We start from the raw sequence: 20,157 nt of genomic DNA, 5'->3' as shown, positions 1-20,157 counted from the left end.
TCCAAGTCGGAGCGGGGTTCGGAAAGTCCGCGCCCCTTCCTGCGGCGTCTCAGCCCTGAGCGATGGGGAGTGCGACGAAGCGGCTGCCTTCCTGAGCCTCGATCTGGAACAGAGCCTTGGTCCGTCCATCCTTCTTGGCGTTGTTGATGACCTTGAGAACGTCGTCCGCCGATTTCACGTCCTGATTGTTGACGGAGACGATCTTCTCGCCTTCCTTCAGGCCGCGATCGCTGGCGGCGGAGTCCGGATCGACGGACGTGATCGTGACGCCACTGTCGTCGTCCGACGGGGTTACCGTCAGGCCGAGGTCTGCCAGCGCCTCCTCGCCTGCCTGACCTTCATCGGGCTGCGCTTCGCTGGTCGCCGGCGTTTCCTTGGTATCGCTCGGCAGCGTGCCGATTTCGAGCTTGACCGTCTCCGACTTGCCGCTACGCCACAGCGTGACCTCGGCGGTGGAGCCGGGGCGCAATGCCGCAACCCGACGGGCAAGATCGCGCGGATCCTTGACCGGTTCGCCATTCAGGGCCGTCACGATGTCACCGTTCTTGATGCCCGCCTTTTCACCCGGCGAGCCTGCCTGAGGTTCGACGACGAGGGCGCCCTTCGCTTCGGACAGGCCGAGCGACTCGGCGATGTCCTTCGTCACCGGCTGTATCTGGACACCCAGCCAGCCGCGCGAAACCGTGCCGTCCTTCATCAAGGAGTCGACGACGTCTTTCGCGACCGTTGCGGGAATCGCGAAGGCGATGCCGACATTGCCGCCGGAGGGCGAGAAGATGGCCGTGTTGATGCCGACCACTTCGCCTGCGAGGTTGAAGGTCGGGCCGCCGGAGTTGCCGCGGTTCACCGCTGCGTCGACCTGCAGATAGTCGTCATAGGGACCGGAACCGATATCGCGTCCCCGGGCGGAGATGATGCCCGCGGTCACCGTGCCGCCGAGGCCGAAGGGGTTGCCGACGGCGACCACCCAGTCGCCGACGCGGACCTTTTCGTCGTCGGCGAACTTGACATAGGTGAACTTGCGCTTGTCGTCGACCTTGAGCACGGCGAGATCGGTCCGGCTGTCCTTGCCGACGAGCTTGGCATCGAGCTCGGTACCGTCGTTCAATATGACGGTGAAGGCCGAGCCGTCGGAGACGACATGATTATTGGTGACGAGGTAACCGTCCTCGGTGATGAAGAAGCCGGAGCCTTGCGCCCGCGGACGGAGACGACCCTCGCCGCGGGGGCCGCGACGGTCGCGCCAGCGATCCGCGCGGTCGCCGTCACCGGGGCCGAATTCGCGGAAGAAGCGCCGCAGCGGATGGTCTTCGGGCAGATCCTCGAAGCCGCGGCCGCCGAAATCGAAGGTGAAGTTGCTTCCATCGTCGCTGACGCGCTCACGTGCCTGCACGCGGACGGAGACGACCGCCGGAGAAACGGCGTCGACGACGTTCGCGAAGCTTGGAACAGCCGGAGCGGGCACGCTGACGGCTTCGGCGAAGGACTTGGTGACCTCTGCCGGGAGGCCGGTGGTCAGCAGCACGGCCGCGACACCCGCAACCGTCGTTGTCTTCAGCACTGTCTTCAAGGAGGGCCGGGAAGTTTTGATCGTGGACATTCGCTTTGCCTTCTCTCTTTCAGGAAGCCCGCCTGCAGGGGCAGGCGGCTTCGAAACCTTTCTCCGAGCCGGACCAACGGCGTGACTGCCGGAGATCCGCTCGTCTGGCTGTCCCCTGGGGAAACAACCTGTGTCGAAAGATGTAACGGGTTGGACCTTACTGAGTTCTGTCCGGCAGATGAATTTTTGGTAATGTTCCGCTCGGCCCGGCAAGCTGCCGGAGTCCCTGCGCCGGATCGTGCGCCGCAACGCCGGGAATCCCGCTCGAGATCAGGGCCGCAGGAGCTTGTCCAGCGCTTCCTTTTCCTCGGCGGAAAGGGGTGCGCCGGGAATCCGCGCGGCGCGGCGCCGCGCCGCCAGGGCGAGGGTGACGATGCCGGCCACGAGAAGAATGGCGGGCATGCCCCACAGCACGAGCGTCTTGGCCTCGAAGCGGGGATTCAAAAGGACGAATTCGCCATAGCGCGAGACGACGTAGGAAATCACGGCTTCGTCGGAATCGCCGTTCTTCAGCCGCTCGCGTACGAGGAGTCGCAGGTCCTTGGCGAGTTCGGCATTGGAGTCGTCGATCGACTGGTTCTGGCAGACCATGCAGCGAAGCTGGGCGGAAATCGCACGGGCACGCGCCTCTAGCGCCGGATCTGCGAGCACCTCGTCAGGATTGACGGCAAGGCTCGGGACGACCGAGGCAAGGAGAAGGAAGAGCGCGAGCAGCAGCCGCCTGATCATTCGGCAGCTCCCATCGCCAACGCCTTTCTGGCACGCGCCGGTGCGCCCACGCGAAGGCGCCGATCGCTGAGCGAGACGATGCCGCCGGCCATCATCACGAGCGCGCCGCCCCAGATGCAGAGAATCAGCGGCTTCCACCAGATGCGGACGACGATGCCGCCATCCGCCATGTCGTCGCCCAGCGAAACATAGAGCTGACTGAGGCCGAAGGTCCGGATCCCGGCTTCCGTCGTCGGCATGCGGCGCGCGGAATAAAGCCGTTTCGACGACCAGATATCGCTGACCGCGACGCCGCCCCGGCTGATGGTGAAATGGCCGGCATCCTCGGTATAGTTCGGCCCGCGCCCTTCACGCATGCCGTCGAAGCGCAGGCTGTAGCGTCCGACGTCGACCACCGCGCCGGGCTTCATCTCGACGACCGCTTCCGTTTCGAAAGCCGTGACCGTGACTATCCCGATCAGGGTGATTCCGAGCCCGATATGGGCGAGCGCCGTGCCGAAAGCCGAGCGCGGCAATCCCGAAAGCCGTCTCCAGGCGACGCCCGCCGCCACTTTGCCGAGACCGGAGCGCAGAACCAGATCGGTAAGCGCTCCCAGGATCAGGTAGACGCCGAGGCCGAGGCCGAAGGGAGCCAGGACCGGGCCGCCGTGCAGCGCGTAATAGCAGATCGCGGCGGCGAGCAGGCCCAGGGCGGCAGCCACAAACAGACGTTGCGCCGCACCGGCAAGGTCGCCGCGCTTCCAGGCAAGCAGCGGACCGAAGGGAACGACGGCGATGAGCGGCAGCATCAGCAGACCGAACGTCATGTTGAAGAACGGCGCGCCGACCGAAATCTTGTCGCCGGTCAGCGCTTCGAGTACCAGCGGATACAGCGTGCCGGTCAGCACCGTCGCCGTGGCCGTCGTCAGGATCAGGTTGTTCACGACGAGCGCACCCTCGCGCGAAACCGGCGCGAATATTCCCCCGGCCTTGAGATGGGAGGCACGGAAGGCAAAGAGCGAAAACGCACCGCCGATGAACACGACCAGAATGGCGAGAATGAAGACGCCGCGGGTCGGGTCGGTGGCGAAGGCATGGACGGATGTCAGCACGCCGGAGCGCACCAGGAACGTGCCGAGCAGCGACAGCGAAAAGGTCATGATCGCCAGCAGCACGGTCCAGATCTTCAACGCCTCTCGCTTCTCCATGACCAGGGCCGAGTGCAGAAGTGCCGTTCCGGCAAGCCAAGGCATGAAAGAGGCGTTTTCGACCGGGTCCCAGAACCACCAGCCGCCCCAGCCCAACTCGTAATAGGCCCAATAGGAGCCCATGGCGATGCCGGCGGTAAGAAAGGTCCAGGCGGCGAGTGTCCACGGCCGCACCCATCGCGCCCAGGCCGCGTCGATCCGCCCCTCTATGAGGGCGGCGACCGCGAAGGAGAAGCATACGGAAAAGCCGACATAGCCGAGATAAAGCAAGGGCGGGTGGATCGCGAGCCCGATATCCTGCAGCACGGGGTTGAGGTCCCTGCCCTCGCCCGGTGCCGGCACGAGCCGCGCGAAGGGATTGGAGGTCAGCAGGACGAAGAGCGCGAAGGCCGTCGCGATCCAGGCCTGCACCGCAAGCACGTTCGCCTTCAACGTCTCCGGCAGGTTGCGGCCGAAGAGCGCCACCATCGCGGAAAAGAAAACGAGAATCAGCAGCCAGAGAAGCATCGAGCCTTCATGGTTTCCCCAGACCCCGGTGATCTTGTAGATCAGCGGTTTGAGGGAATGCGAGTTCTCCCAGACGTTCTTGACCGAGAAATCCGATGTCACATAGGCGAATGTCAGCACCGCGAAGGAGAATGCCACCAGCAGGAAGCAGACGAGCGCCGCGTTTGCTGCCAGGCCCATCAAGGAAGGGTCGCCGCGCCGCACTCCCAGGACCGGCAAGACGCCCTGGATGATCGCGGTCGCGAGCGCCAGGACCAGTGCATAGTGCCCGAGTTCGATGATCATCGGATGTTTTCCTCCCCGCCGAGCGTGACGCCCTGCGCTTTGAGGCGGTCGGCGACATCCTTCGGCATGTATGTCTCATCATGCTTTGCGAGGACGGTGTCGGCAACGAAAACCGGGCTGCCGCCGACGAAGGCTCCCTCGGCCACCACGCCCTGGCCCTCGCGGAAGAGGTCGGGCAGGATGCCCGTATAGGTCACCGGAACGGTCGCAAGCGTGTCCGTCACCGTGAATGTGATAGTCCTTCCCTCGCCGCGCTTTACGGAGCCCGCCTCGACAAGTCCGCCGAGGCGGATGCGCGTCCCCGGCGCGACGCCGGCCTTCGCAAGGTCGCCCGGAACGTAGAAATAGGCGACCGCCTGGCTGAAGGCGAACATGACGAGCAGCACCGCGGCCGTCAGAAATGCCACGCCGCCGCCGATTATCGCCAACCTTTTCTGCTTGCGTGTCATTCAGTCTCTCCGCCCGCGTCGATCCCCAGTTCCCGGGCCAAGGCCAGCAACTGCTTTCCCTGCTCCCCCGTTTCCGGGAAGGCTCTCAGCCCGTCATGCAACGCATCTTTCGCCCTGTCCCTTTGGTCGAGCACCACATAAGAACGGATCAGGCGCATCCACCCCTCCAGGTTGGCCGGATCCTCCTTCAGGCGGCTTGCCAGGCTGTCGACCATGCCGCGGATCATCGCCTGCCGGTCGCCGGCATTCATTTCCTCTGCGGCGGCAATATCGCCGGGAGCCGGATTTCCGGGCGCGGCAGGGCCTGGACCAGCCGGGGCGGCGGCGAGCTCCGCGATATGCTGGTTCACCAGAGACAGCCAGGGCGCATCGGCCGGTGAGCCCTCCGCGAGCTTGCGGAAGGCTGCGAGCGCATCGGTGTGCTTGCCCTCCTGCTTCAGGCCGAGTGCGAGATAGAATGCGGAGCGCGGATCGTCGGGGTCGAGCGCCAGCGCCTTTTGCAGCGCGTTCTGCGCCTCGGATGTGACCAGGCCGCCGGCCTGCGCCACAAGAGCCTCGGCGTAGCCGCCCATTCTTGCCGGGGTTGGCCCGAGCAGGCGGATCGCGCGGTCGTAGGCGGCGACGGCGTCGTCCACGCGGCCATGGCGCATGTAGATCGGCGCCAGCAGATCCCAGCCGGCCCCGTCCTGCGGATTGAGGGCCAGGTGGTTTTCGGCCTTCGCGATCAGGATGTTGACGTCGTCGCCGGGGTCGGCAAGGCGAGCCGCGAGCGGCTGTGCCGGCACACCGGGGCTGCCGGTCGTCAAATAGAGACAAAGGCCGACGGCCGGAAGACAGAGGAAAATGAAAGCCTGCGCCAGGCGGTTGGATAGAAGCCGCTTCGGCGTGCGCTCCGCCACAGCCTGATCCGCAGCACTGGCGGCCAGCATGCGGCGGGCGATCTCGGCCCTGGCCAGCTCGGCCTCATCGCTTCCGATCAGACCGGCCTCCCGGTCCCGCGCCAACTCGCCGAGCTGATCGCGATAGACTTCGATGTCGTGACTATGGCGAGACGGCAGCGGTTCTACCGCCCGCATGAGCGGCAGAAGAAGCACGGCTGCGACAGCCGCCGTCAGAATGGCGACGAGGATCCAGAACAACATGCTTGGGGAATACTATGAGGGCCATGTCATTCCAACTCGAAAACCGGCAATGACGTATATTTGAGGCGTTTCGCCGCAAGAATGCCGCCGCGCAAGAAGAATCCGCTCGCCCAAAGCAGCCCCCGCGATTCAACTCCTTCCACGGTTCGCGATATCCGAGGGCGGTGCCGCTCAGGTGAGCGGCGTCCAGCTTCCATCGCTGTTGCGACAGGCGGCGCCGCGTGCCGTGGTCTGTTGGCTCTTGATGGTCACCGTATGGCTGTACTGACGGCAATTCTGCGACCCGACCTGATAGGGTGCGGCAGCGACGACCGAGCCGCTGACACCCCGCCCTTGCCAGGCGACGGGCTGCCCGCCCGGCGCGGCTTCGAGGGCGCGATACTCGGCCTCGAGCGCCCGCTGCCGATCCGACTTGCCGAGCTCGACGCCGCCGAGACGCGAAACGACGCCACCCTGCAGGGCTTCAATATAGGTGGCGGACGATGCAACGCGGGTGGACGCTGCTCCGAGTCCGGCAACCGCCCCACCCTGACCGGACGAGGTCGTGCCACAGCCGGCGAGGGCTACACCCGAAGCCACCACCGCGATCCTACCGCGTGACGCGAAAGCTCGCGTCATTTCTGCGTAATTCCTCATGATACGCGCTACTCATTCCTCTTGTCGGTCGCCAGTCGCGCCTCGGGAATATCCATCGAAACGGCTGGCTCCGGTCGGGTTCTTTTTGCACCACCTGCGGATGGAGGCAACCGCCTGCCGTCAGCGCCGGCATTTTCAGGTCCGGGTGTGACCGCCGGATCACGATCGTCCCGCATCAGTCGTATCCGACCGGCGCTCAGACCGCGGCCGGCAGTACGAGGGTAGCCCGCAACCCTCCAACATCGCGACGGCTGAGCTCCACACTTCCCTGATATTCACCCACGATTTCGCTTACGATCGAAAGACCGAGCCCGGTTCCGGGCTTGCTCTCGTCGAGCCGCTTGCCGCGTTTCATCGCCAACGCGATCTGATCGGGGTCGAGCCCCGGTCCGTCGTCGTCGATCTGGAGCACGATCCACTGGCGGCCCGGCTCCCTTTCGCGCGCATCTTCGGGGGCCGGCTCAACATTCAGCGAAATCCTATCCTGCGCGTAACGGGCGGCGTTTTCCAGCAAGTTGCCGACCGTTTCCTCGACGTCCTGCTGTTCCATCGCCAGCACCAGTCCGGGCGGGTTGATGGAGAGGCTGAATTGCTTGTCGGGGTTGAGCCGCCGCATCACCCGCATGATTCTTTCCAGTGCCGGCTGGGCTTCGGTCCGCGCCAGAACCGACCCGCGCTGGGCGGCAATCCTGGCACGGCTGAGATAGGATTGCACCTGTGTCTGCATGGCGTCCGCCTGGGCCCTGACCAGTTCGCCGTGCGGCACCTCCAGCACTCTCGCCTCGTTGAGCAGCACGGCGATCGGCGTCTTGAGCGAGTGGGCCAGATTGCCGACCTGCATGCGCGCGCGTTCGACGATACGCCGATTGCTGTCGATCAGCGCGTTCACCTCGTTGGCAAGGGGTTGGATCTCCCGCGGGAACGCGCCATCCAGCCGTTCGCTTTCGCCCGTGCGGATCTTTTCGAGCGAGCGGCGTACCTGGTCGAGCGGCTTCAGGCCGAACAGGATCGTGAGCGCGTTAACGCCAAGGCCGCCAAGACCGAAAATGGACAGGGCGATCGTGAGGTTGCGCGTGAAGCGATTTATGTCGGCCTCGAGGACATCGCGATTGCCTGCGACGCGGAAGCGGGCGGCGTGGCCCTGAATGTCGAGAACGACCTCGGTTTCGGCCACCTCCACCGCGTTTCCGAACGGATCCGTGGTGGTGTAGAACCGCTCGTAGCGGATATCGAAGGGGACCTCGTCGACGCTGACGATCGGCAGTTTCGCCGTGCCGAGCGAAGTCGATATCAGCGGCGGCGTGTCGAATTCGCCGATCGGCTCGACGATCCAATACCAGCCCGTCTGCGGCTGGGAAAAGCGCAGGTCGCCAAGCTGCGGGCTCCCGGAGAGCGCGGCCTTCTCGTCGACAGAGATGGAGTTGATGACGTTGTAGAGCTGCGCCCGCAGCAGGTCCTGAAAGCCGCGCTCGGAGCCCTGCCGATAAAGGGCGGAGATGACCACCCCGATCACCACGAGGGCAACGACGGCCCAGACGGTCGAAACCGCCAGAACGCGCGCCGTGAGCGATCTAATGGCCATTGCCGGGTGCTTGCATGCGATATCCGAGGCCGCGCACCGTTTCGATCAGATCATTGCCGATCTTCTTGCGGAGCCGGCCGATGAAAACCTCGATCGTGTTGGAATCGCGATCGAAGTCCTGATCATACATGTGTTCGACCAGCTCGGTGCGGGAAACCACCTGTCCCATATGATGCATGAGGTAGGAAAGCAGACGGAACTCGTGCGATGTGAGCTTCAGCGCCACGCCTGCGACGGTCGCCTTGGAGCCCTTGGTGTCGAGACGGACGGGGCCGCAGACGATCTCGGAGCTTGCGTGCCCGGCGGCCCGCCGGATCAACGCACGGATGCGGGCCAGCACCTCCTCTACGTGGAAAGGCTTCGCCACATAATCGTCCGCGCCGGCATCGATGCCTGCGACCTTGTCGCTCCATCGATCGCGGGCGGTCAGGATCAGCACCGGCATGGTCTTGCCGTCTGCGCGCCACTTCTCGAGAACGGTAATGCCGTCCATCTCCGGAAGGCCTATATCGAGAATTACCGCATCATAGGGCTCCGCATCGCCCAAATAGTGGCCCTCTTCGCCGTCATAAGCCTGGTCGACGACATAACCGGCCTCCTTGAGAGCGTCGGCCAGCTGCCTGTTCAGATTGGTATCGTCCTCGACGATCAGAATGCGCATTCTCGTCCACTTCCCTTGCCTTCGGGTACCCCGAAAAAGCTTACATAGGCACTTTCACCGTGACTTTCTTGGGGCGCCCCCCGTTTCCCGGGATGAGCACCGTCACCACGCACTGCCCATCGCCGGTTGGCTGGGCAGAAAGCAGCTCGCCACCCGTCTGGGCAACCACCTGCGCGGCGGCCGCGCTGCAATCACCAGCCACGCGGACGACAACCGCAGGCATGTTGACGGCAGGCGGAGAAAAGCCTGCGAGGCCTGCGGCGAGCGCGGCTATGGTCAATGCTGAAGACATGAACGCACTTTCGACTTGGGAAGCACTATGCCGGAATCATTAACCGATACAGGCTGAATGGCAAATGAATGTCGGCCTTGAGGATCCGCGGACCCGCGTCCGGCGGTTGTCTGACCTCAGTCACGGGGATCGACCACAGATTGCAGAGGGTGGCGAACAAATCTTTCGGATAGCTCGGCGCGGGTATCAATGAGACTGCTGCCACCTTTCTGTGGATCGGCTGGGAAATTAATCGATTTAAATTTTTTTCAATCGTTTAAATGCTTTAAACCGCTGATTTACAAAGTCTTTATCCTGTGGAATCGTCCGCCCAGTCCAACAGTCTCGCCCAAAGGAGGACCGGATGAAGACACTCGCGAACAAGCCGCCGGTATCACCGCAATCCAGAATCCCGCAGTCGCTGCTCGAGCGGTTCGAGAACGAGTGGCGCGAAATGCGCACGGTCGGCGAGGCTGCACAGAAGACCGTTCCCCCTGCAGAGTGAATTGCCCCGGCGGCCCGGCGCCGCCGGTTTTTTGCCAATCGGCAATTCCGTGCTACTCTCCTTCCATGCTGTCCGAAGAAATCGAAAAGCTGGCCCTGAGCCTTCCGGGAACCCAGGAAAATGCCCATTTCGGTGCACGGGATTTCCGTGTGGGCAACCGGATTTTCATGACCCTACCGGAAGCCGGTCGCGCCGTATTCAAGTTCACGCCGGACCAGCAGCGAATGCTTCTGGAAATGGAGCCCGGCGTCTGCGCCGCCGTTCCCGGCGGCTGGGGCGCACGCGGCTGGACATCATTCTATTTCGTCGGTGCCGACGACGAACTCGTTCGCCAGTCCATGGAAACCGCATGGCGCAACGTCGCGCCGAGAAGCCTCGTCAGCAAAAACGGCCGTCACTGAAGGCGACAGTACGCATAGTCGCTGCAGCACTCTGAGGCGTGCCCTAATCGGCCGGCTCCCTGCCCACCTCCAGCGGCCAGGTCACGAGATAATCTTCATAATCTTCGATGTCGATGCCGTCCTCCGCGACGGTGCGTCCGCGCACGGATATGCCGGCCGCATGGACGGTCTCCGGATCGCCGGAGACGAGCGGGTGCCACCAGTAGAGATCTCTGCCTTCGGCGACCAGACGGTAGCCGCAGGTCGGCGGCAGCCAGCTGATTTCGCGCACCGCTTTAGGCGTCAACTGAATGCAGTCCGGGACGGTTGCCTGGCGATTGTCGTAGTCCTTGCAGCGACAGCTTTCGCCATCCAGCAGGGTGCAGCGGATCGAAGTCCAGGCGATCTCGGAACTGTCCCAATCCTCGAGCTTGTTGAGACAACAGAGCCCGCAACCATCGCAGAGACTCTCCCACTCCGCGCCGGTCATCTCCTCGAGACCTTTCGTCTTCCAGAAAGGCATTTCGCCCATAAAGTCACACTTTCGTAAAATTCGAGCCAACATGGAAACTTCGCAGAAAATTGCCGGTTTTTTAAGGCGGGTTGCGCGATATGCAAGTAGATTGGATTGCCGCCCCGTGCAAATATCGTCATGAGGCAGAACCTTCGGGACATGAAAGCCGTGCAGGAACCGAGGAAAGAGGACAACCGGCCGAAAAGGCGACACATCTTTCTTCGGATCGATTCCTGGATCGATTCGACCGTATGGAGTGCAGGATTCCGGCTCGGCGAGTGGTGGGAGGACACCACCATCTTTTTCCGCCGTTTTCGCGTGCGCGGCTGGAAAAGAGCGTTCTTCGAAGTGCTCGGCGAGGGAATGACCCTCGGCGCGGCGGGCTCGGTGCTGATGCTGGCGCTCGCCCTTCCCGCTTTCGAGGAAACCAAGGGCAACTGGCGGGCGCAAAGCGATTTCGCGGTCACCTTTCTTGACCGCTACGGCAACGAGATCGGCCACCGGGGTATCATCCACGAGGATTCCGTCCCGATCGACGAACTGCCCGATCACCTCATAAAGGCGGTCCTCGCCACGGAAGACAGGCGCTTCTTCGACCATTGGGGCATAGATTTTCTCGGGCTCGCACGCGCCATGACCGAGAACGCTCGCGCCGGCGGGGTCGTTCAAGGCGGCTCGACACTGACGCAGCAACTGGCCAAGAACCTTTTCCTCTCGAACGAGAGGACGATCGAGCGCAAGATCAAGGAAGCCTTTCTTGCCGTCTGGCTCGAATCCAACCTGTCGAAAAAGGAAATCCTCCGCCTCTATCTCGACCGCGCCTATATGGGCGGCGGCACCTTCGGTGCGGCAGCGGCGGCGCAGTTCTATTTCGGCAAGGCGATTACCGACGTCAATCTTGCCGAGTCGGCGATGCTCGCCGGTCTCTTCAAGGCGCCGGCGCGCTATGCCCCCCATGTAAACCTGCCGGCGGCTCGTGCCCGCGCGAACGAGGTCCTGAGCAATCTCGTACAAGGCGGGCTGATGACGGAAGGCCAGGTGATCGCCGCCCGCCTGACCCCAGCCTCGGTGGTCGATCGTGCCCAGGTCAAGGCACCGGATTTCTTCCTCGACTGGGCCTTCGAAGAGGTCCAGCGCATTGCCGCTCCCTTCGCGCAGCATTCGCTGATCGTGCGCACGACGATCGACATGGGGCTGCAGCAAGCAGCCGAGGAAGCGGTCGAATCGGGCCTCAGGCAATATGGCGAGAGCTACAAGGTCAAGCAGGGCGCTCTCGTCATGGTCGAGCATGGCGGCGCGGTGCGGGCGATGGTGGGCGGCCGCGACTACGGCGAAAGCCAATTCAATCGCGCCACGCGCGCGCTGCGCCAGCCGGGGTCGTCCTTCAAGGTCTATACCTACGCTGCCGCGATGGAAAAGGGCATGACACCGGAAACCATCGTGGTGGACGCGCCAATCACCTGGCGCGGCTGGTCGCCGCAGAACTACGGCCGCAAATATGCCGGCCGGGTAACGATGATGAACGCGCTCGCGAGATCGATCAACACTATTCCGGTCCGCCTCGCCAAGGACAAGCTCGGTACCGAAATCATTGCCGAGACCGCCAGGAGAATGGGCGTCGAGACCCCGGTTCGCACCGACAAGACCATGCCGCTCGGCACCTCCGAAGTGACCGTGCTCGATCAGGCGACGGCCTATGCGGTCTTTCCGGCGGGCGGGTTCCAGTCGCAACGCCACGGCATCAGCCAGATTCTCAACTATGACGGCGACATTCTCTACGACTTCGGGCGCGACGCGCCGCCGCCGCGCAGGGTTCTGAGCGAACAGGCGGTCTCGTCGATGAACCGCATCCTGACGCAGATCCCGGTCATCGGCACGGCGCGGCGCGCAGCCCTCGACAACGGGATCGTCACCGGCGGCAAGACCGGAACGACACAGGCTTATCGCGACGCATGGTTCGTCGGCTTCACCGGCGACTACACCACGGCCGTCTGGTTCGGCAATGACGACTATACCTCCACCGATGAAATGACCGGCGGCTCTCTCCCGGCGATGACCTTCAAGCGGCTGATGGACTATGCCGAACAGGGGATCGAGCACCGCGCGATTCCGGGCATCGAAATCGCGCCCGCCAAACCGGCGAAGGAGCGGGTCGCCGAAACTGCGAAGCCGGACGAGAACGCCCTGCCGCCGCTCGTGCGGCCGCGGTCGCTATCCGCGGACGTAACCCGGCTCTTGAAAAAGATCGGCGACACATTCGAGAAAGCCCAACCGCTCAAGGCGCGCGAAAGGCCCGGCGGCAAGGTGGCCGTGCTCGAGCCGACGGATCGCGGCGTGAACATGCGGACCATGCCCGGCACGACAAACAATTGACTTTGCAGTCAGAAATCCGTTCTCTGGCGAACAGGCCGAGCGGCGCCCCTACGAGCGCCGACAGGGTAAACGACGCAACATTCGATAGAGCCGCCACTTGTTTCGAGTTCCCCTCCTTGTCGCTCTTGCCCTCATCGTCGCGTTCGGCGGCGGAATCGGGACGGCCGTATGGGCGCTGAAGGCGACCGTCGGTTTCGGCTCGATCGCGATCGGTCCCTGGATCGCTTTTCCCGAAGCGCAGACCGTCTCCGCCGATCCCTATGCCAAGGCGCACCGCGCCCGGGCCGGCGAATTGCTCTATGGCGGCGCCGAGGGACTGGCCTTTACCGCGCTCACGGACGATACCGGCGCGCGCCTCTCAGCCGCCTGCTCATATGACATCTCGGGTATGACGCCGCCGGCGCGGTTCTGGACCCTTTATGCGGCGGCGGCGGACGGGACCGCGCTACGGCCGGGACCGGAACTGCCCTCCGCAATCAATTCCTGGACCGTCCTGCGCGCCGAGGACAGCCGCTTCGTCATCCACGTTTCCCCGGTGGCCCAGCCCGACAACTGGCTGGCGATACCCCGGACGGGCAGCTTCGCGCTCGTGCTGACCCTCCTGGACACGCCGACGGCAGGCTCCTCCGGCTTGATCGACCTCGCAATGCCGAAGATCGTAAAAACCGGGTGCGGGCATGCGTAGCATCATCTTCGCCATTCTCGTCGGTCTCGTCGGAGCGGCGCTACTTCATATCGTGATCGTGCTCGCCCTGCCCCAGTTCACCGGCCGCGATGCCTATACGCGCGTGCTCGGCCTGCTCGAAATGGACAGCTTCTTTCCGCTGACGGCCGAACCGGGGCCGACAGGCCTGAACAACGCCGACCCCTTCCTGCGTACGGCCGTCTGCAGCTTCTCGGTGGCGGATGCTCCGGCTCGCTTCGTCGGGCGCGGCGACGTGCCCTTCTGGTCGCTTGCGATCTTCGACAGCGGGTCGAACGAGGTCTTCAGCATGAACGACCAGACAGCCGTCCATGGCGATCTCGATCTCGTGGTCGCCACACCGATCCAGCTCGTCGAGCTGCGCAAGTCGCCGCCCGAAGCGCTGGCGCAATCGATCATGATCGAGATGAAGGACGAGGAAGGTTACGCCGTTCTTCGAGCCCTGGCACCTCTCGACAGCTTCGAGGACCTGGTTCGCACATTCCTTGCGGAGTCGAGGTGCGAGCCCTTCCAGCGGTAGAGGCGAAGGTAACGGCGATTTGGGGGAAACTGAAATCGAAGTGGTCGAAGTCGGGCGGCGAACGGGCGCACCGCCCGGGCGGGCGCTGCCGGCGCTTTGCCCGCGGTTTACTGCTTCTTGGCCTGGCGGCCAGCCGGGGCAGTTGGCTGCGGTCCGCGGCCGTCCAGCCTCTCGTAACGGATTCCTGTGAAGAACAACACCTTGGCGCCGCCCTTCCCGACAGGACGCCGTCGAGGGCGTTTGACGATCCGGTCCTGCATTCTGATTACGTCTGCCATGCTCGTCTCCATAGTCTCACGAGACGGATGAACTACCGTACAGATTTCACCCTGCCCGTTTTCGGGCTGACGCATTTTCCGGTGCCCGGACAGACGCGCCCTTCTCAGTCACTCCTTCTTCCGGTCACCCGGATGTCGTCCGTTTCGGCATAAGAGGCGAGGCGATAATAGCCGCCTTGTGCCGATTGAGCCACAGCCTGGTTAACCGTTTGTTAATCCAGACCATGACGCATTAACCTCGCGCAATCCTCAATCCTGGGGGATTTGCAAATCCGGCAATCCGTCCGTCAGCGCCTTGCAATCAGACCGAAAAGGAAAGCTACACCCGCGACCGTCAGCAATGTCGAAATCGGTTCTTCCCGAACGCGCTCCCGGACGCGCTGCGTCATCAGTTCCGCTTCCCCCTGCACGACCGCCTTGGCTCCGGTGCCAATGGCCGAGACGGTCTCCGTCAGCCGGGCGATCTCTGCCTTCAGTTCCTGGACCTGGGATTCCAATTCGGCCTGTGCGCCGGACGCCCGCGTTTGGGCACCCGTCTCTGCACCGACTGCCGCCAAATTCTTCTCCGCCATCTCTCCGCTCCTTGCCATTCCGGTATCACCCTTTGCGCGATTTCAACGCGTCGAGGCCGGATTGGTTCCCATGGAGGACGACGCAAGAACCAGCGGCTCAAGGAAGGGCGGCGACGATCGCCGCCCACCCTGGAGTGAAGCGGCCGAATCGCCGCGCCTACTCTTCGCAGCGGAAATCGCCGCCGTCGCATTCCGCGATCGTCCTCTGCCCGTGGTAACGGCGCTCGCGGCGCGACTGTTCCCGTTCAGCGCCCTCGATCCCCCGCCGCCAGCGGTCATCGTCACGGCCGCGCTCCAATTCCCATTCGCGCCGCTCCCTTTCCCGGTCACGCTCCCAGTCTCGGCGTTCCCGCACCTGGCGGCGATCCCATTCCGGCCGGTCGCGTTCACGCTCGCGATCCCAATCGCGGTCATGCCTCCAGCGGTCGCGATGGCGATAGAAATCCCGGCCGCGGTAGTTCCGATCCCAATAGCTGTCGAACTCGAAAACGACCGTCGGAATGCCGAGCGGACGGTAGTATTCCGGCTCCACATAGACCCGGCTGCTGCGATAGGCGGCCTGCACGTATCGGCCTGCGACCCATCCCCGCCCGCCATAGAAGGAAACGTCGCACCAGGGGCTTTCCGACAGGCAGCCGTGAATTTCCACCGATTCGCCGACCGGAATGACCGTTACAGCCGGATAATATGTACTCGGTCCCGAGCGCATATTGACATTGGCAGTGGCAAAACCTTCGGCCGCCGATGCGGCCGCGGGCATGAGCAGCAGCGCAAAGGCAGCCGCTGCCCGCAAGAATATTTTCTTCACAAATCAACTCCCACATGAGAGGCCGCAGCCCGACTCGCTTCCGGCGTTTGCCGTCAATCGGATCAAATAGGAGCGCTTGTGGACTTTTTATGGCTGAGGAAAGCGGCCTCCGCTGCCGGGGCGGCTCGTCACCAGAATGACGCAAGCCTGAATAAAGCCCCAACGTCCATAGTTAATGCTGCGCTAACGATTTCGATCTAGTTTTAGACACGTGTGTCGTTCCGAGCCATCGGAATGCCGTCATGCTTTGCGTTTTAGGATATGTCGTGACAAACCGGTTTCGTGAGTTGGAACGGCCGCAGACGGGGCGGTTGAAGGACGTCGTGCTGATGGCGACCGTCACCGGCTTCGAGAGCCTTCGGATTCCAAGCAGGTCCGACATGAAGCAGTTTGCCGAGCTGTTCGAGCCGCTCTTCCTCGGCTCCAGCAACGAGGCCCGCCGACAGGCGGCGGCGGCACTATCCCAATGCCCGCACGTGCCGGAGCCGGTGGCCCTCCTGATCGGCAGCATGCCCATTTCGATCGCCGCCGCATTCCTCGCCCGTGCGACAGCGATTTCCGACGGCGTGCTCATTTCCGTCATTCGCCAGCAAGGGCCGGGCCATGCGAACGCCATTGCCCGTCGGGAGAGCCTTTCGCCTTCGGTGATCGACGCGCTCGTCGAGCATCATCAGTCCGCTCCTCTCCCTGCACGTCTTCACGACGGCGCCAGTCGCCCGGCGGCGAGCGATCCGCAGCCGGCTGCCGCAGCCGCCGATCGCGAAGAAAAGCTGCGCGCGGAAATCAAGGCGCTGGCGCGCGTCGGATCACAGGAGAAGAACGGCACCTCGTCGATCCAACCCGTCAGCGAGCTGCATTGCGCGCTGCTCGTCCGTTTTGCGCGCAATGGCGAAGCGACCCTCTTCTCCACGGCCCTGGCAGACGCGCTCGGAGCAAGCCGCGCACTCACCGACCGGATATTGCTCGATGTTTCCGGCCAGCAACTCGCCGCGACGCTTGCAGCTCTCGCCTTCCCGGCGGACGAGGAAAGCCGCGTGCTCGAGGCGCTCTATCCCCATCTTTCCGAAAGAATCGGCGGCGGCAACCGCGCCGAAGCGCTGATCGGAAGTCTCGACCGGCAGGCGAGCGGCGAACGGGTGGCGTCCTGGGTTCGCGCCGATGCAAACGGGCCGAAGCCAGGACGGCATGAGAGCCTGCTTGCGGATAATCGAGCCGCGGACCCGCGCCGGCACGACGCGCAACCGATTGCGCGTCAAAGCAAGGCCGTCCAACCAAAGCGAGGCTTCGGCCAGTTCTAGATCCGTTGATCGTAGCCGATCAAAGGACAACGACATCCAGCAGCTCAAATTGCTACGGGCGCGGGAGGAGTTCTTTCAGCCCAAGGACTTGGTCTGGCTGGATTCCTGTGACAAGCACAGGAATGAGGAGAGCGAGCAAACTGCGGCGGGTGTCCCGAATCTCGACAGGTCTCAAACCAGATCGAACAGATCGCTGCAGTCGTCGAGTTCCAGCTCTACGATCCAGCAGTCCGGGTCGAAGCGGATTTCCGAGGAAAGCGCCCGTTCGACGGCGTCGGCCTCGGCGCCACGCAATCGCACCTCGAAGCGGCGCGACGTATCTCCTTCCTCATCGAAGAAATTCTGCGGCGCCGGCGCATAAAGCGTCTCGTAGCCCGATCGTCCGCGCTGCCGGATGAAGATCGCGCCGGCATCCTCCGCTCCCCTGCGCAGCACAGCCGCATACCCGCCGCGTCCAAAGGCGTTCCGCAAAAGCGAGGAGACGAAAATGTGGGACTTCAGGCGCATGCACAGCTGATACACGCGCCACCGGCGAGATGCAAACGGAGCGGTCGACCGGCAGTGGTGCGCAACTGCTCCTCTTGCTCTGGCCGTCAGAGCGCTCCGATTTCCTTAAGCTTCTTGAGAACCTTGGGGTTGGGCTCTCCGGTCTGAGGAAGACGATAGTGTTTTTCGAAATGGCGGATGGCGGCGCGTGTCTGATCGCCGGCAACGCCATCGACGACGACATCCGCATAGGCGAGATTGCTCAGCCCCTTTTGGATGTTCATCACCATTTCGCTCGACACGGGAACCTCCGTGCGGGAGCCGAGCGCGTTGTCCTTCTCGGCGCTGCGGATGGCAGCGGCAACCGGATCCGCCTCTGCCGGAACAGTCTTCGGGTCGGCATAGGGCCGGTTGGCGGGCGTCGCAACTGCCGGCGGGGAGCCGCCGGCGTTGCGCAGTGCCCGAAGCAGATCGTCACTCGGCGCACCCGTCTCCATACGGCCGGCCTGCTTTTCGAAGCGGAGGATCGCCGCCGAGGTCTTCGGACCGCTTCGGCCGTCCGGCGCTCCTTCGTAGAAGCCGAGCCTTGCCAGTTCCTTCTGGATGTCCGCAACCAGCGTCGAGACCGTGCTGCCGGGCGCATCCGGTGAGTCCTGCGCCGGAAGCGACGCCTGCCGTTCGTTGGGCCCGTCCGTTGCCGCATCGCCGGCTTTCGCGTTCCCCTCCCGCTCTATGACGAAGGTGGTAACATCGCGCTGCTCGACCGGCTCGCCTTTGGCAGCCGCAAGGCGTTCGGCCACTTCGGGACTGACGAGGGGCACGCGGGTACGCAGAAGCGGCGAGGGATGAGTACCGTTCTGGTACCACATGGCGTTTGCGGCGACGAAACTGAAGACGACGGCAAAGATCGCCGACCCGCCGGCGCTCACCGGATGGCGGGAGATCAGGCGACCGGTGAGCACCAGACCACGGCCGACGACAGCGAGTCCGCGCAAGGCCAGACCCGCTCCGCGCCGCGCCGCCCGCTTGCGCTCAGGCTGTTTTCGCTTGCGCGGCGCCATGTCCCCCTTCCCTGTCAATTTCTCCGGTGTGGAAAGCCTCGGAGAGCGCCGGCACTCCGGTTTCGCTCTTTCCGTCTGCGTGCTGCTTCAATCGCGGCGGAAACTCCACTGTAACGGGCGCATCCGCGCACTCCCTTTCTGCCGCGCCTGCGGCATCGCTGGGAATGGTTACGACGATAACGGTACCCTCCCCTTCGGCGCTGCGGATCGCAAAATCGCCGCCATGCAGTTCGGCAAGTCCCTTGACCAGCGAGAGGCCGAGTCCGGTACCCTCGTAGCGGCGGGTATAGTCATTCTGAATCTGGACGAAAGGTTGGCCGAGCATTTGCAGCTTGTCCGCAGCGATCCCGATCCCGGTGTCGCTGACCGTCAGCTTCAGCATGTTGCCTTCAAGTGCGGCATCCACCGTGACAAGCCCGCCGCGGTCGGTAAACTTGATGGCGTTGCCGATGAGATTGATGAGGATTTGCTGGAAGGCGCGCTGGTCCGCATTGATCTCGCCGACGGAACGGGTGACGCGGCTCGTCAGCCGCACGCCTTTTTCGCGCGCCTGGTGCGACAGCATGGCCTCGCAGGCGGCGATCGCCTCGGCGACACGGAATGGTTCGAGGAGAAGCTCGTAACGGCCCGCTTCGATCTTGCTGATATCGAGCATCGTGTTGACGACCGAGAGAAGATGCGTGCCGGATTGATGGATCAGCGACACGTATTCGCGCTGGCGATCGTTTTCGAGCTTGCCGAAATATTCGCCTGCAAGCACGTCCGAAAAGCCGAGGATGGCATTGAGCGGCGTGCGCAATTCATGGCTGACGGCCGCAAGGAACCGCGTTTTGGCATCGTTGGCCGACTCGGCATGTGCTGCCTTGGCGGCCGCCTCTGCCTGCAAGCGGGCCTCTTCGGAAACATCGCGAGACTGGGCGACAATCGCAAGGAGATTTCCTTCAGCGTCTCGAATCGGCGTCATCTCGCAGTAGATATGTGCGAATTGAGCGCCATCCGCCGACGTCCGTTCGAGACGGATGTCCACGGCAGAGCGCTCGCTGTCCAGGCGCAGCGAATCAATCGCTCTCAGGAAGGCGATGCGATCCGACACGTGGATCTGCTCGATGAAGCCGCGCCCATGCGGATCGCGCATCAGTTTCAGATACTCACTCGCATCGCGGCCGTGGACGGACAGGACGTGGCCCCGGGTATCGTGGACGGTCACCAAACCCGCAAAGAGATTGTATGCCGCATTGAGATCGGGCAGTTCCGGTGCAGGCGCGAGTTCCACCTCGCCGGCCGCCGGGAAATCGCGGCCGCTCGCAATGGCTGCAGCCGCGGCCAGCAGGGACGCCGAGGCCCAAAGCGCCGCTCCCGCCGGCAGCGCGGCGGATACGGGCAATGCCAGGGTCAGCGCGAGCGGGACGATCGGCAGCGCGGTCAGGGATACGGCAGCGACGGCACGCAAGCGTCTGAAGTCGTGACGCGCAATTGCTGGGCCCAGGCCGCCGCGCGGCAGCCAGGGTGCGGCCGCTTCATCCACAAAGGATGTCCATCTGCCAGCCATGTCATGCAATAAACTCACGCCTTGCCCTGCCGAATTTGTCGTTCTTGCGAGGCAATTTCGG

22 protein-coding genes are annotated in these 20,157 nt (G+C 63.7%); 6 read left to right on the top strand and 16 right to left on the bottom strand.

What is annotated here, in order from left to right; all coding sequences use genetic code 11:
* Positions 1-49: 49 nt before the first annotated feature.
* From AC5J09_RS17265 to feuN, 9 genes are all read right to left on the bottom strand, one after another.
* Positions 50-1,600, bottom strand: a complete 1,551-nt coding sequence (locus tag AC5J09_RS17265) for a Do family serine endopeptidase (RefSeq protein WP_127712289.1) — start codon at positions 1,598-1,600, stop codon at positions 50-52.
* Between the two features lie 270 nt (positions 1,601-1,870).
* Complete coding sequence (locus AC5J09_RS17260; protein WP_494298922.1) at positions 1,871-2,326, bottom strand: cytochrome c-type biogenesis protein; 456 nt, start codon at positions 2,324-2,326, stop codon at positions 1,871-1,873.
* Positions 2,326-4,308: a heme lyase CcmF/NrfE family subunit gene (locus AC5J09_RS17255; RefSeq protein ID WP_494298084.1), complete on the bottom strand. Its 1,983-nt coding sequence runs from the start codon at positions 4,306-4,308 to the stop codon at positions 2,326-2,328. The genes AC5J09_RS17260 and AC5J09_RS17255 overlap by 1 nt, the downstream gene beginning before the upstream one ends.
* Complete coding sequence (gene ccmE / locus AC5J09_RS17250; protein WP_029958929.1) at positions 4,305-4,757, bottom strand: cytochrome c maturation protein CcmE; 453 nt, start codon at positions 4,755-4,757, stop codon at positions 4,305-4,307. The genes AC5J09_RS17255 and ccmE overlap by 4 nt, the downstream gene beginning before the upstream one ends.
* Positions 4,754-5,899, bottom strand: a complete 1,146-nt coding sequence (ccmI, locus tag AC5J09_RS17245) for a c-type cytochrome biogenesis protein CcmI (RefSeq protein ID WP_494298083.1) — start codon at positions 5,897-5,899, stop codon at positions 4,754-4,756. Before ccmI ends, ccmE begins: the two co-directional genes overlap by 4 nt.
* Before the next feature lie 171 nt (positions 5,900-6,070).
* Complete coding sequence (locus AC5J09_RS17240) at positions 6,071-6,517, bottom strand: RT0821/Lpp0805 family surface protein (protein WP_494298082.1); 447 nt, start codon at positions 6,515-6,517, stop codon at positions 6,071-6,073.
* A 214-nt stretch (positions 6,518-6,731) separates the two neighbouring features.
* Complete coding sequence (feuQ, locus tag AC5J09_RS17235) at positions 6,732-8,117, bottom strand: two-component system sensor histidine kinase FeuQ (protein ID WP_494298081.1); 1,386 nt, start codon at positions 8,115-8,117, stop codon at positions 6,732-6,734.
* A complete protein-coding gene (gene feuP, locus AC5J09_RS17230; RefSeq protein WP_003527364.1) occupies positions 8,107-8,778 on the bottom strand; it encodes a two-component system response regulator FeuP in 672 nt (223 codons plus the stop codon). The genes feuQ and feuP overlap by 11 nt, the downstream gene beginning before the upstream one ends.
* Positions 8,779-8,818: 40 nt before the next feature.
* Positions 8,819-9,070: a two-component system FeuPQ modulator FeuN gene (feuN, locus tag AC5J09_RS17225; protein ID WP_003527365.1), complete on the bottom strand. Its 252-nt coding sequence runs from the start codon at positions 9,068-9,070 to the stop codon at positions 8,819-8,821.
* 343 nt (positions 9,071-9,413) lie between these two features.
* Between feuN and AC5J09_RS17220 the strand changes: the two genes are divergently transcribed.
* Entirely contained in the window at positions 9,414-9,554 is a 141-nt protein-coding gene (locus AC5J09_RS17220) for a hypothetical protein (protein WP_003527368.1), read from the top strand.
* Between the two features lie 65 nt (positions 9,555-9,619).
* Entirely contained in the window at positions 9,620-9,955 is a 336-nt protein-coding gene (locus AC5J09_RS17215) for an MmcQ/YjbR family DNA-binding protein (protein ID WP_018094552.1), read from the top strand.
* 43 nt (positions 9,956-9,998) lie between these two features.
* Here the strand turns inward: AC5J09_RS17215 and AC5J09_RS17210 are convergent, their stop codons facing one another.
* A complete protein-coding gene (locus tag AC5J09_RS17210) occupies positions 9,999-10,466 on the bottom strand; it encodes a YcgN family cysteine cluster protein (RefSeq protein WP_003527370.1) in 468 nt (155 codons plus the stop codon).
* Positions 10,467-10,586: 120 nt separating this feature from the next.
* On the opposite strand from AC5J09_RS17210, the gene AC5J09_RS17205 reads away from it, so the two are divergent.
* From AC5J09_RS17205 to AC5J09_RS17195, 3 genes are all read left to right on the top strand, one after another.
* Positions 10,587-12,821 (top strand): transglycosylase domain-containing protein, encoded by a 2,235-nt coding sequence (locus AC5J09_RS17205; RefSeq protein WP_338278622.1) that lies wholly within the window; start codon positions 10,587-10,589, stop codon positions 12,819-12,821.
* A 97-nt stretch (positions 12,822-12,918) separates the two neighbouring features.
* Complete coding sequence (locus AC5J09_RS17200; RefSeq protein ID WP_018094550.1) at positions 12,919-13,506, top strand: DUF1214 domain-containing protein; 588 nt, start codon at positions 12,919-12,921, stop codon at positions 13,504-13,506.
* Positions 13,499-14,044 carry a DUF1254 domain-containing protein gene (locus AC5J09_RS17195; RefSeq protein WP_018094549.1) on the top strand — a complete coding sequence of 182 codons (546 nt, stop codon included), beginning with the start codon at positions 13,499-13,501 and terminating at the stop codon, positions 14,042-14,044. Before AC5J09_RS17200 ends, AC5J09_RS17195 begins: the two co-directional genes overlap by 8 nt.
* Before the next feature lie 107 nt (positions 14,045-14,151).
* Here AC5J09_RS17195 and AC5J09_RS17190 read toward each other — a convergent pair whose 3' ends face one another.
* From AC5J09_RS17190 to AC5J09_RS17180, 3 genes are all read right to left on the bottom strand, one after another.
* Complete coding sequence (locus tag AC5J09_RS17190) at positions 14,152-14,322, bottom strand: hypothetical protein (protein WP_013844138.1); 171 nt, start codon at positions 14,320-14,322, stop codon at positions 14,152-14,154.
* Positions 14,323-14,609: 287 nt separating this feature from the next.
* Complete coding sequence (locus AC5J09_RS17185) at positions 14,610-14,894, bottom strand: hypothetical protein (RefSeq protein WP_018094548.1); 285 nt, start codon at positions 14,892-14,894, stop codon at positions 14,610-14,612.
* 157 nt (positions 14,895-15,051) lie between these two features.
* The gene (locus AC5J09_RS17180; protein ID WP_494298080.1) at positions 15,052-15,702 is read right to left on the bottom strand and encodes an SH3 domain-containing protein; all 651 of its coding nucleotides are present in this window, start codon (positions 15,700-15,702) and stop codon (positions 15,052-15,054) included.
* 242 nt (positions 15,703-15,944) lie between these two features.
* On the opposite strand from AC5J09_RS17180, the gene AC5J09_RS17175 reads away from it, so the two are divergent.
* Entirely contained in the window at positions 15,945-17,000 is a 1,056-nt protein-coding gene (locus AC5J09_RS17175) for a DUF2336 domain-containing protein (protein ID WP_494298079.1), read from the top strand.
* A 171-nt stretch (positions 17,001-17,171) separates the two neighbouring features.
* Here AC5J09_RS17175 and AC5J09_RS17170 read toward each other — a convergent pair whose 3' ends face one another.
* From AC5J09_RS17170 to AC5J09_RS17160, 3 genes are all read right to left on the bottom strand, one after another.
* Positions 17,172-17,507 (bottom strand): DUF1491 family protein, encoded by a 336-nt coding sequence (locus AC5J09_RS17170; protein ID WP_100672013.1) that lies wholly within the window; start codon positions 17,505-17,507, stop codon positions 17,172-17,174.
* Between the two features lie 86 nt (positions 17,508-17,593).
* Positions 17,594-18,547, bottom strand: a complete 954-nt coding sequence (locus tag AC5J09_RS17165) for a peptidoglycan-binding domain-containing protein (RefSeq protein ID WP_411932784.1) — start codon at positions 18,545-18,547, stop codon at positions 17,594-17,596.
* Positions 18,519-20,096 (bottom strand): sensor histidine kinase, encoded by a 1,578-nt coding sequence (locus tag AC5J09_RS17160; protein WP_411932783.1) that lies wholly within the window; start codon positions 20,094-20,096, stop codon positions 18,519-18,521. Before AC5J09_RS17160 ends, AC5J09_RS17165 begins: the two co-directional genes overlap by 29 nt.
* Positions 20,097-20,157 lie beyond the last annotated feature (61 nt).

The organism is Sinorhizobium sp., assembly GCF_059070375.1.
Note: the sequence above shows the minus strand (reverse complement) of the source record. Positions and strands in the feature narration are given on the sequence as shown.

Bases quoted from the DNA above. Each gene is read 5' to 3' on its own strand.
- AC5J09_RS17210 (WP_003527370.1), bottom strand. From the start codon at position 10,466: ATGGGCGAAATGCCTTTCTGGAAGACGAAAGGTCTCGAGGAGATGACC.
- AC5J09_RS17240 (WP_494298082.1), bottom strand. From the start codon at position 6,517: ATGACGCGAGCTTTCGCGTCACGCGGTAGGATCGCGGTGGTGGCTTCG.
- ccmI (WP_494298083.1), bottom strand. From the start codon at position 5,899: ATGTTGTTCTGGATCCTCGTCGCCATTCTGACGGCGGCTGTCGCAGCC.
- AC5J09_RS17190 (WP_013844138.1), bottom strand. From the start codon at position 14,322: ATGGCAGACGTAATCAGAATGCAGGACCGGATCGTCAAACGCCCTCGA.
- AC5J09_RS17220 (WP_003527368.1), top strand. From the start codon at position 9,414: ATGAAGACACTCGCGAACAAGCCGCCGGTATCACCGCAATCCAGAATC.
- AC5J09_RS17265 (WP_127712289.1), bottom strand. From the start codon at position 1,600: ATGTCCACGATCAAAACTTCCCGGCCCTCCTTGAAGACAGTGCTGAAG.
- feuP (WP_003527364.1), bottom strand. From the start codon at position 8,778: ATGCGCATTCTGATCGTCGAGGACGATACCAATCTGAACAGGCAGCTG.
- ccmE (WP_029958929.1), bottom strand. From the start codon at position 4,757: ATGACACGCAAGCAGAAAAGGTTGGCGATAATCGGCGGCGGCGTGGCA.
- AC5J09_RS17170 (WP_100672013.1), bottom strand. From the start codon at position 17,507: ATGCGCCTGAAGTCCCACATTTTCGTCTCCTCGCTTTTGCGGAACGCC.
- AC5J09_RS17165 (WP_411932784.1), bottom strand. From the start codon at position 18,547: ATGGCGCCGCGCAAGCGAAAACAGCCTGAGCGCAAGCGGGCGGCGCGG.
- AC5J09_RS17185 (WP_018094548.1), bottom strand. From the start codon at position 14,894: ATGGCGGAGAAGAATTTGGCGGCAGTCGGTGCAGAGACGGGTGCCCAA.
- AC5J09_RS17215 (WP_018094552.1), top strand. From the start codon at position 9,620: ATGCTGTCCGAAGAAATCGAAAAGCTGGCCCTGAGCCTTCCGGGAACC.
- feuN (WP_003527365.1), bottom strand. From the start codon at position 9,070: ATGTCTTCAGCATTGACCATAGCCGCGCTCGCCGCAGGCCTCGCAGGC.
- feuQ (WP_494298081.1), bottom strand. From the start codon at position 8,117: ATGGCCATTAGATCGCTCACGGCGCGCGTTCTGGCGGTTTCGACCGTC.
- AC5J09_RS17175 (WP_494298079.1), top strand. From the start codon at position 15,945: ATGCTTTGCGTTTTAGGATATGTCGTGACAAACCGGTTTCGTGAGTTG.
- AC5J09_RS17160 (WP_411932783.1), bottom strand. From the start codon at position 20,096: ATGGCTGGCAGATGGACATCCTTTGTGGATGAAGCGGCCGCACCCTGG.
- AC5J09_RS17195 (WP_018094549.1), top strand. From the start codon at position 13,499: ATGCGTAGCATCATCTTCGCCATTCTCGTCGGTCTCGTCGGAGCGGCG.
- AC5J09_RS17255 (WP_494298084.1), bottom strand. From the start codon at position 4,308: ATGATCATCGAACTCGGGCACTATGCACTGGTCCTGGCGCTCGCGACC.
- AC5J09_RS17205 (WP_338278622.1), top strand. From the start codon at position 10,587: ATGAGGCAGAACCTTCGGGACATGAAAGCCGTGCAGGAACCGAGGAAA.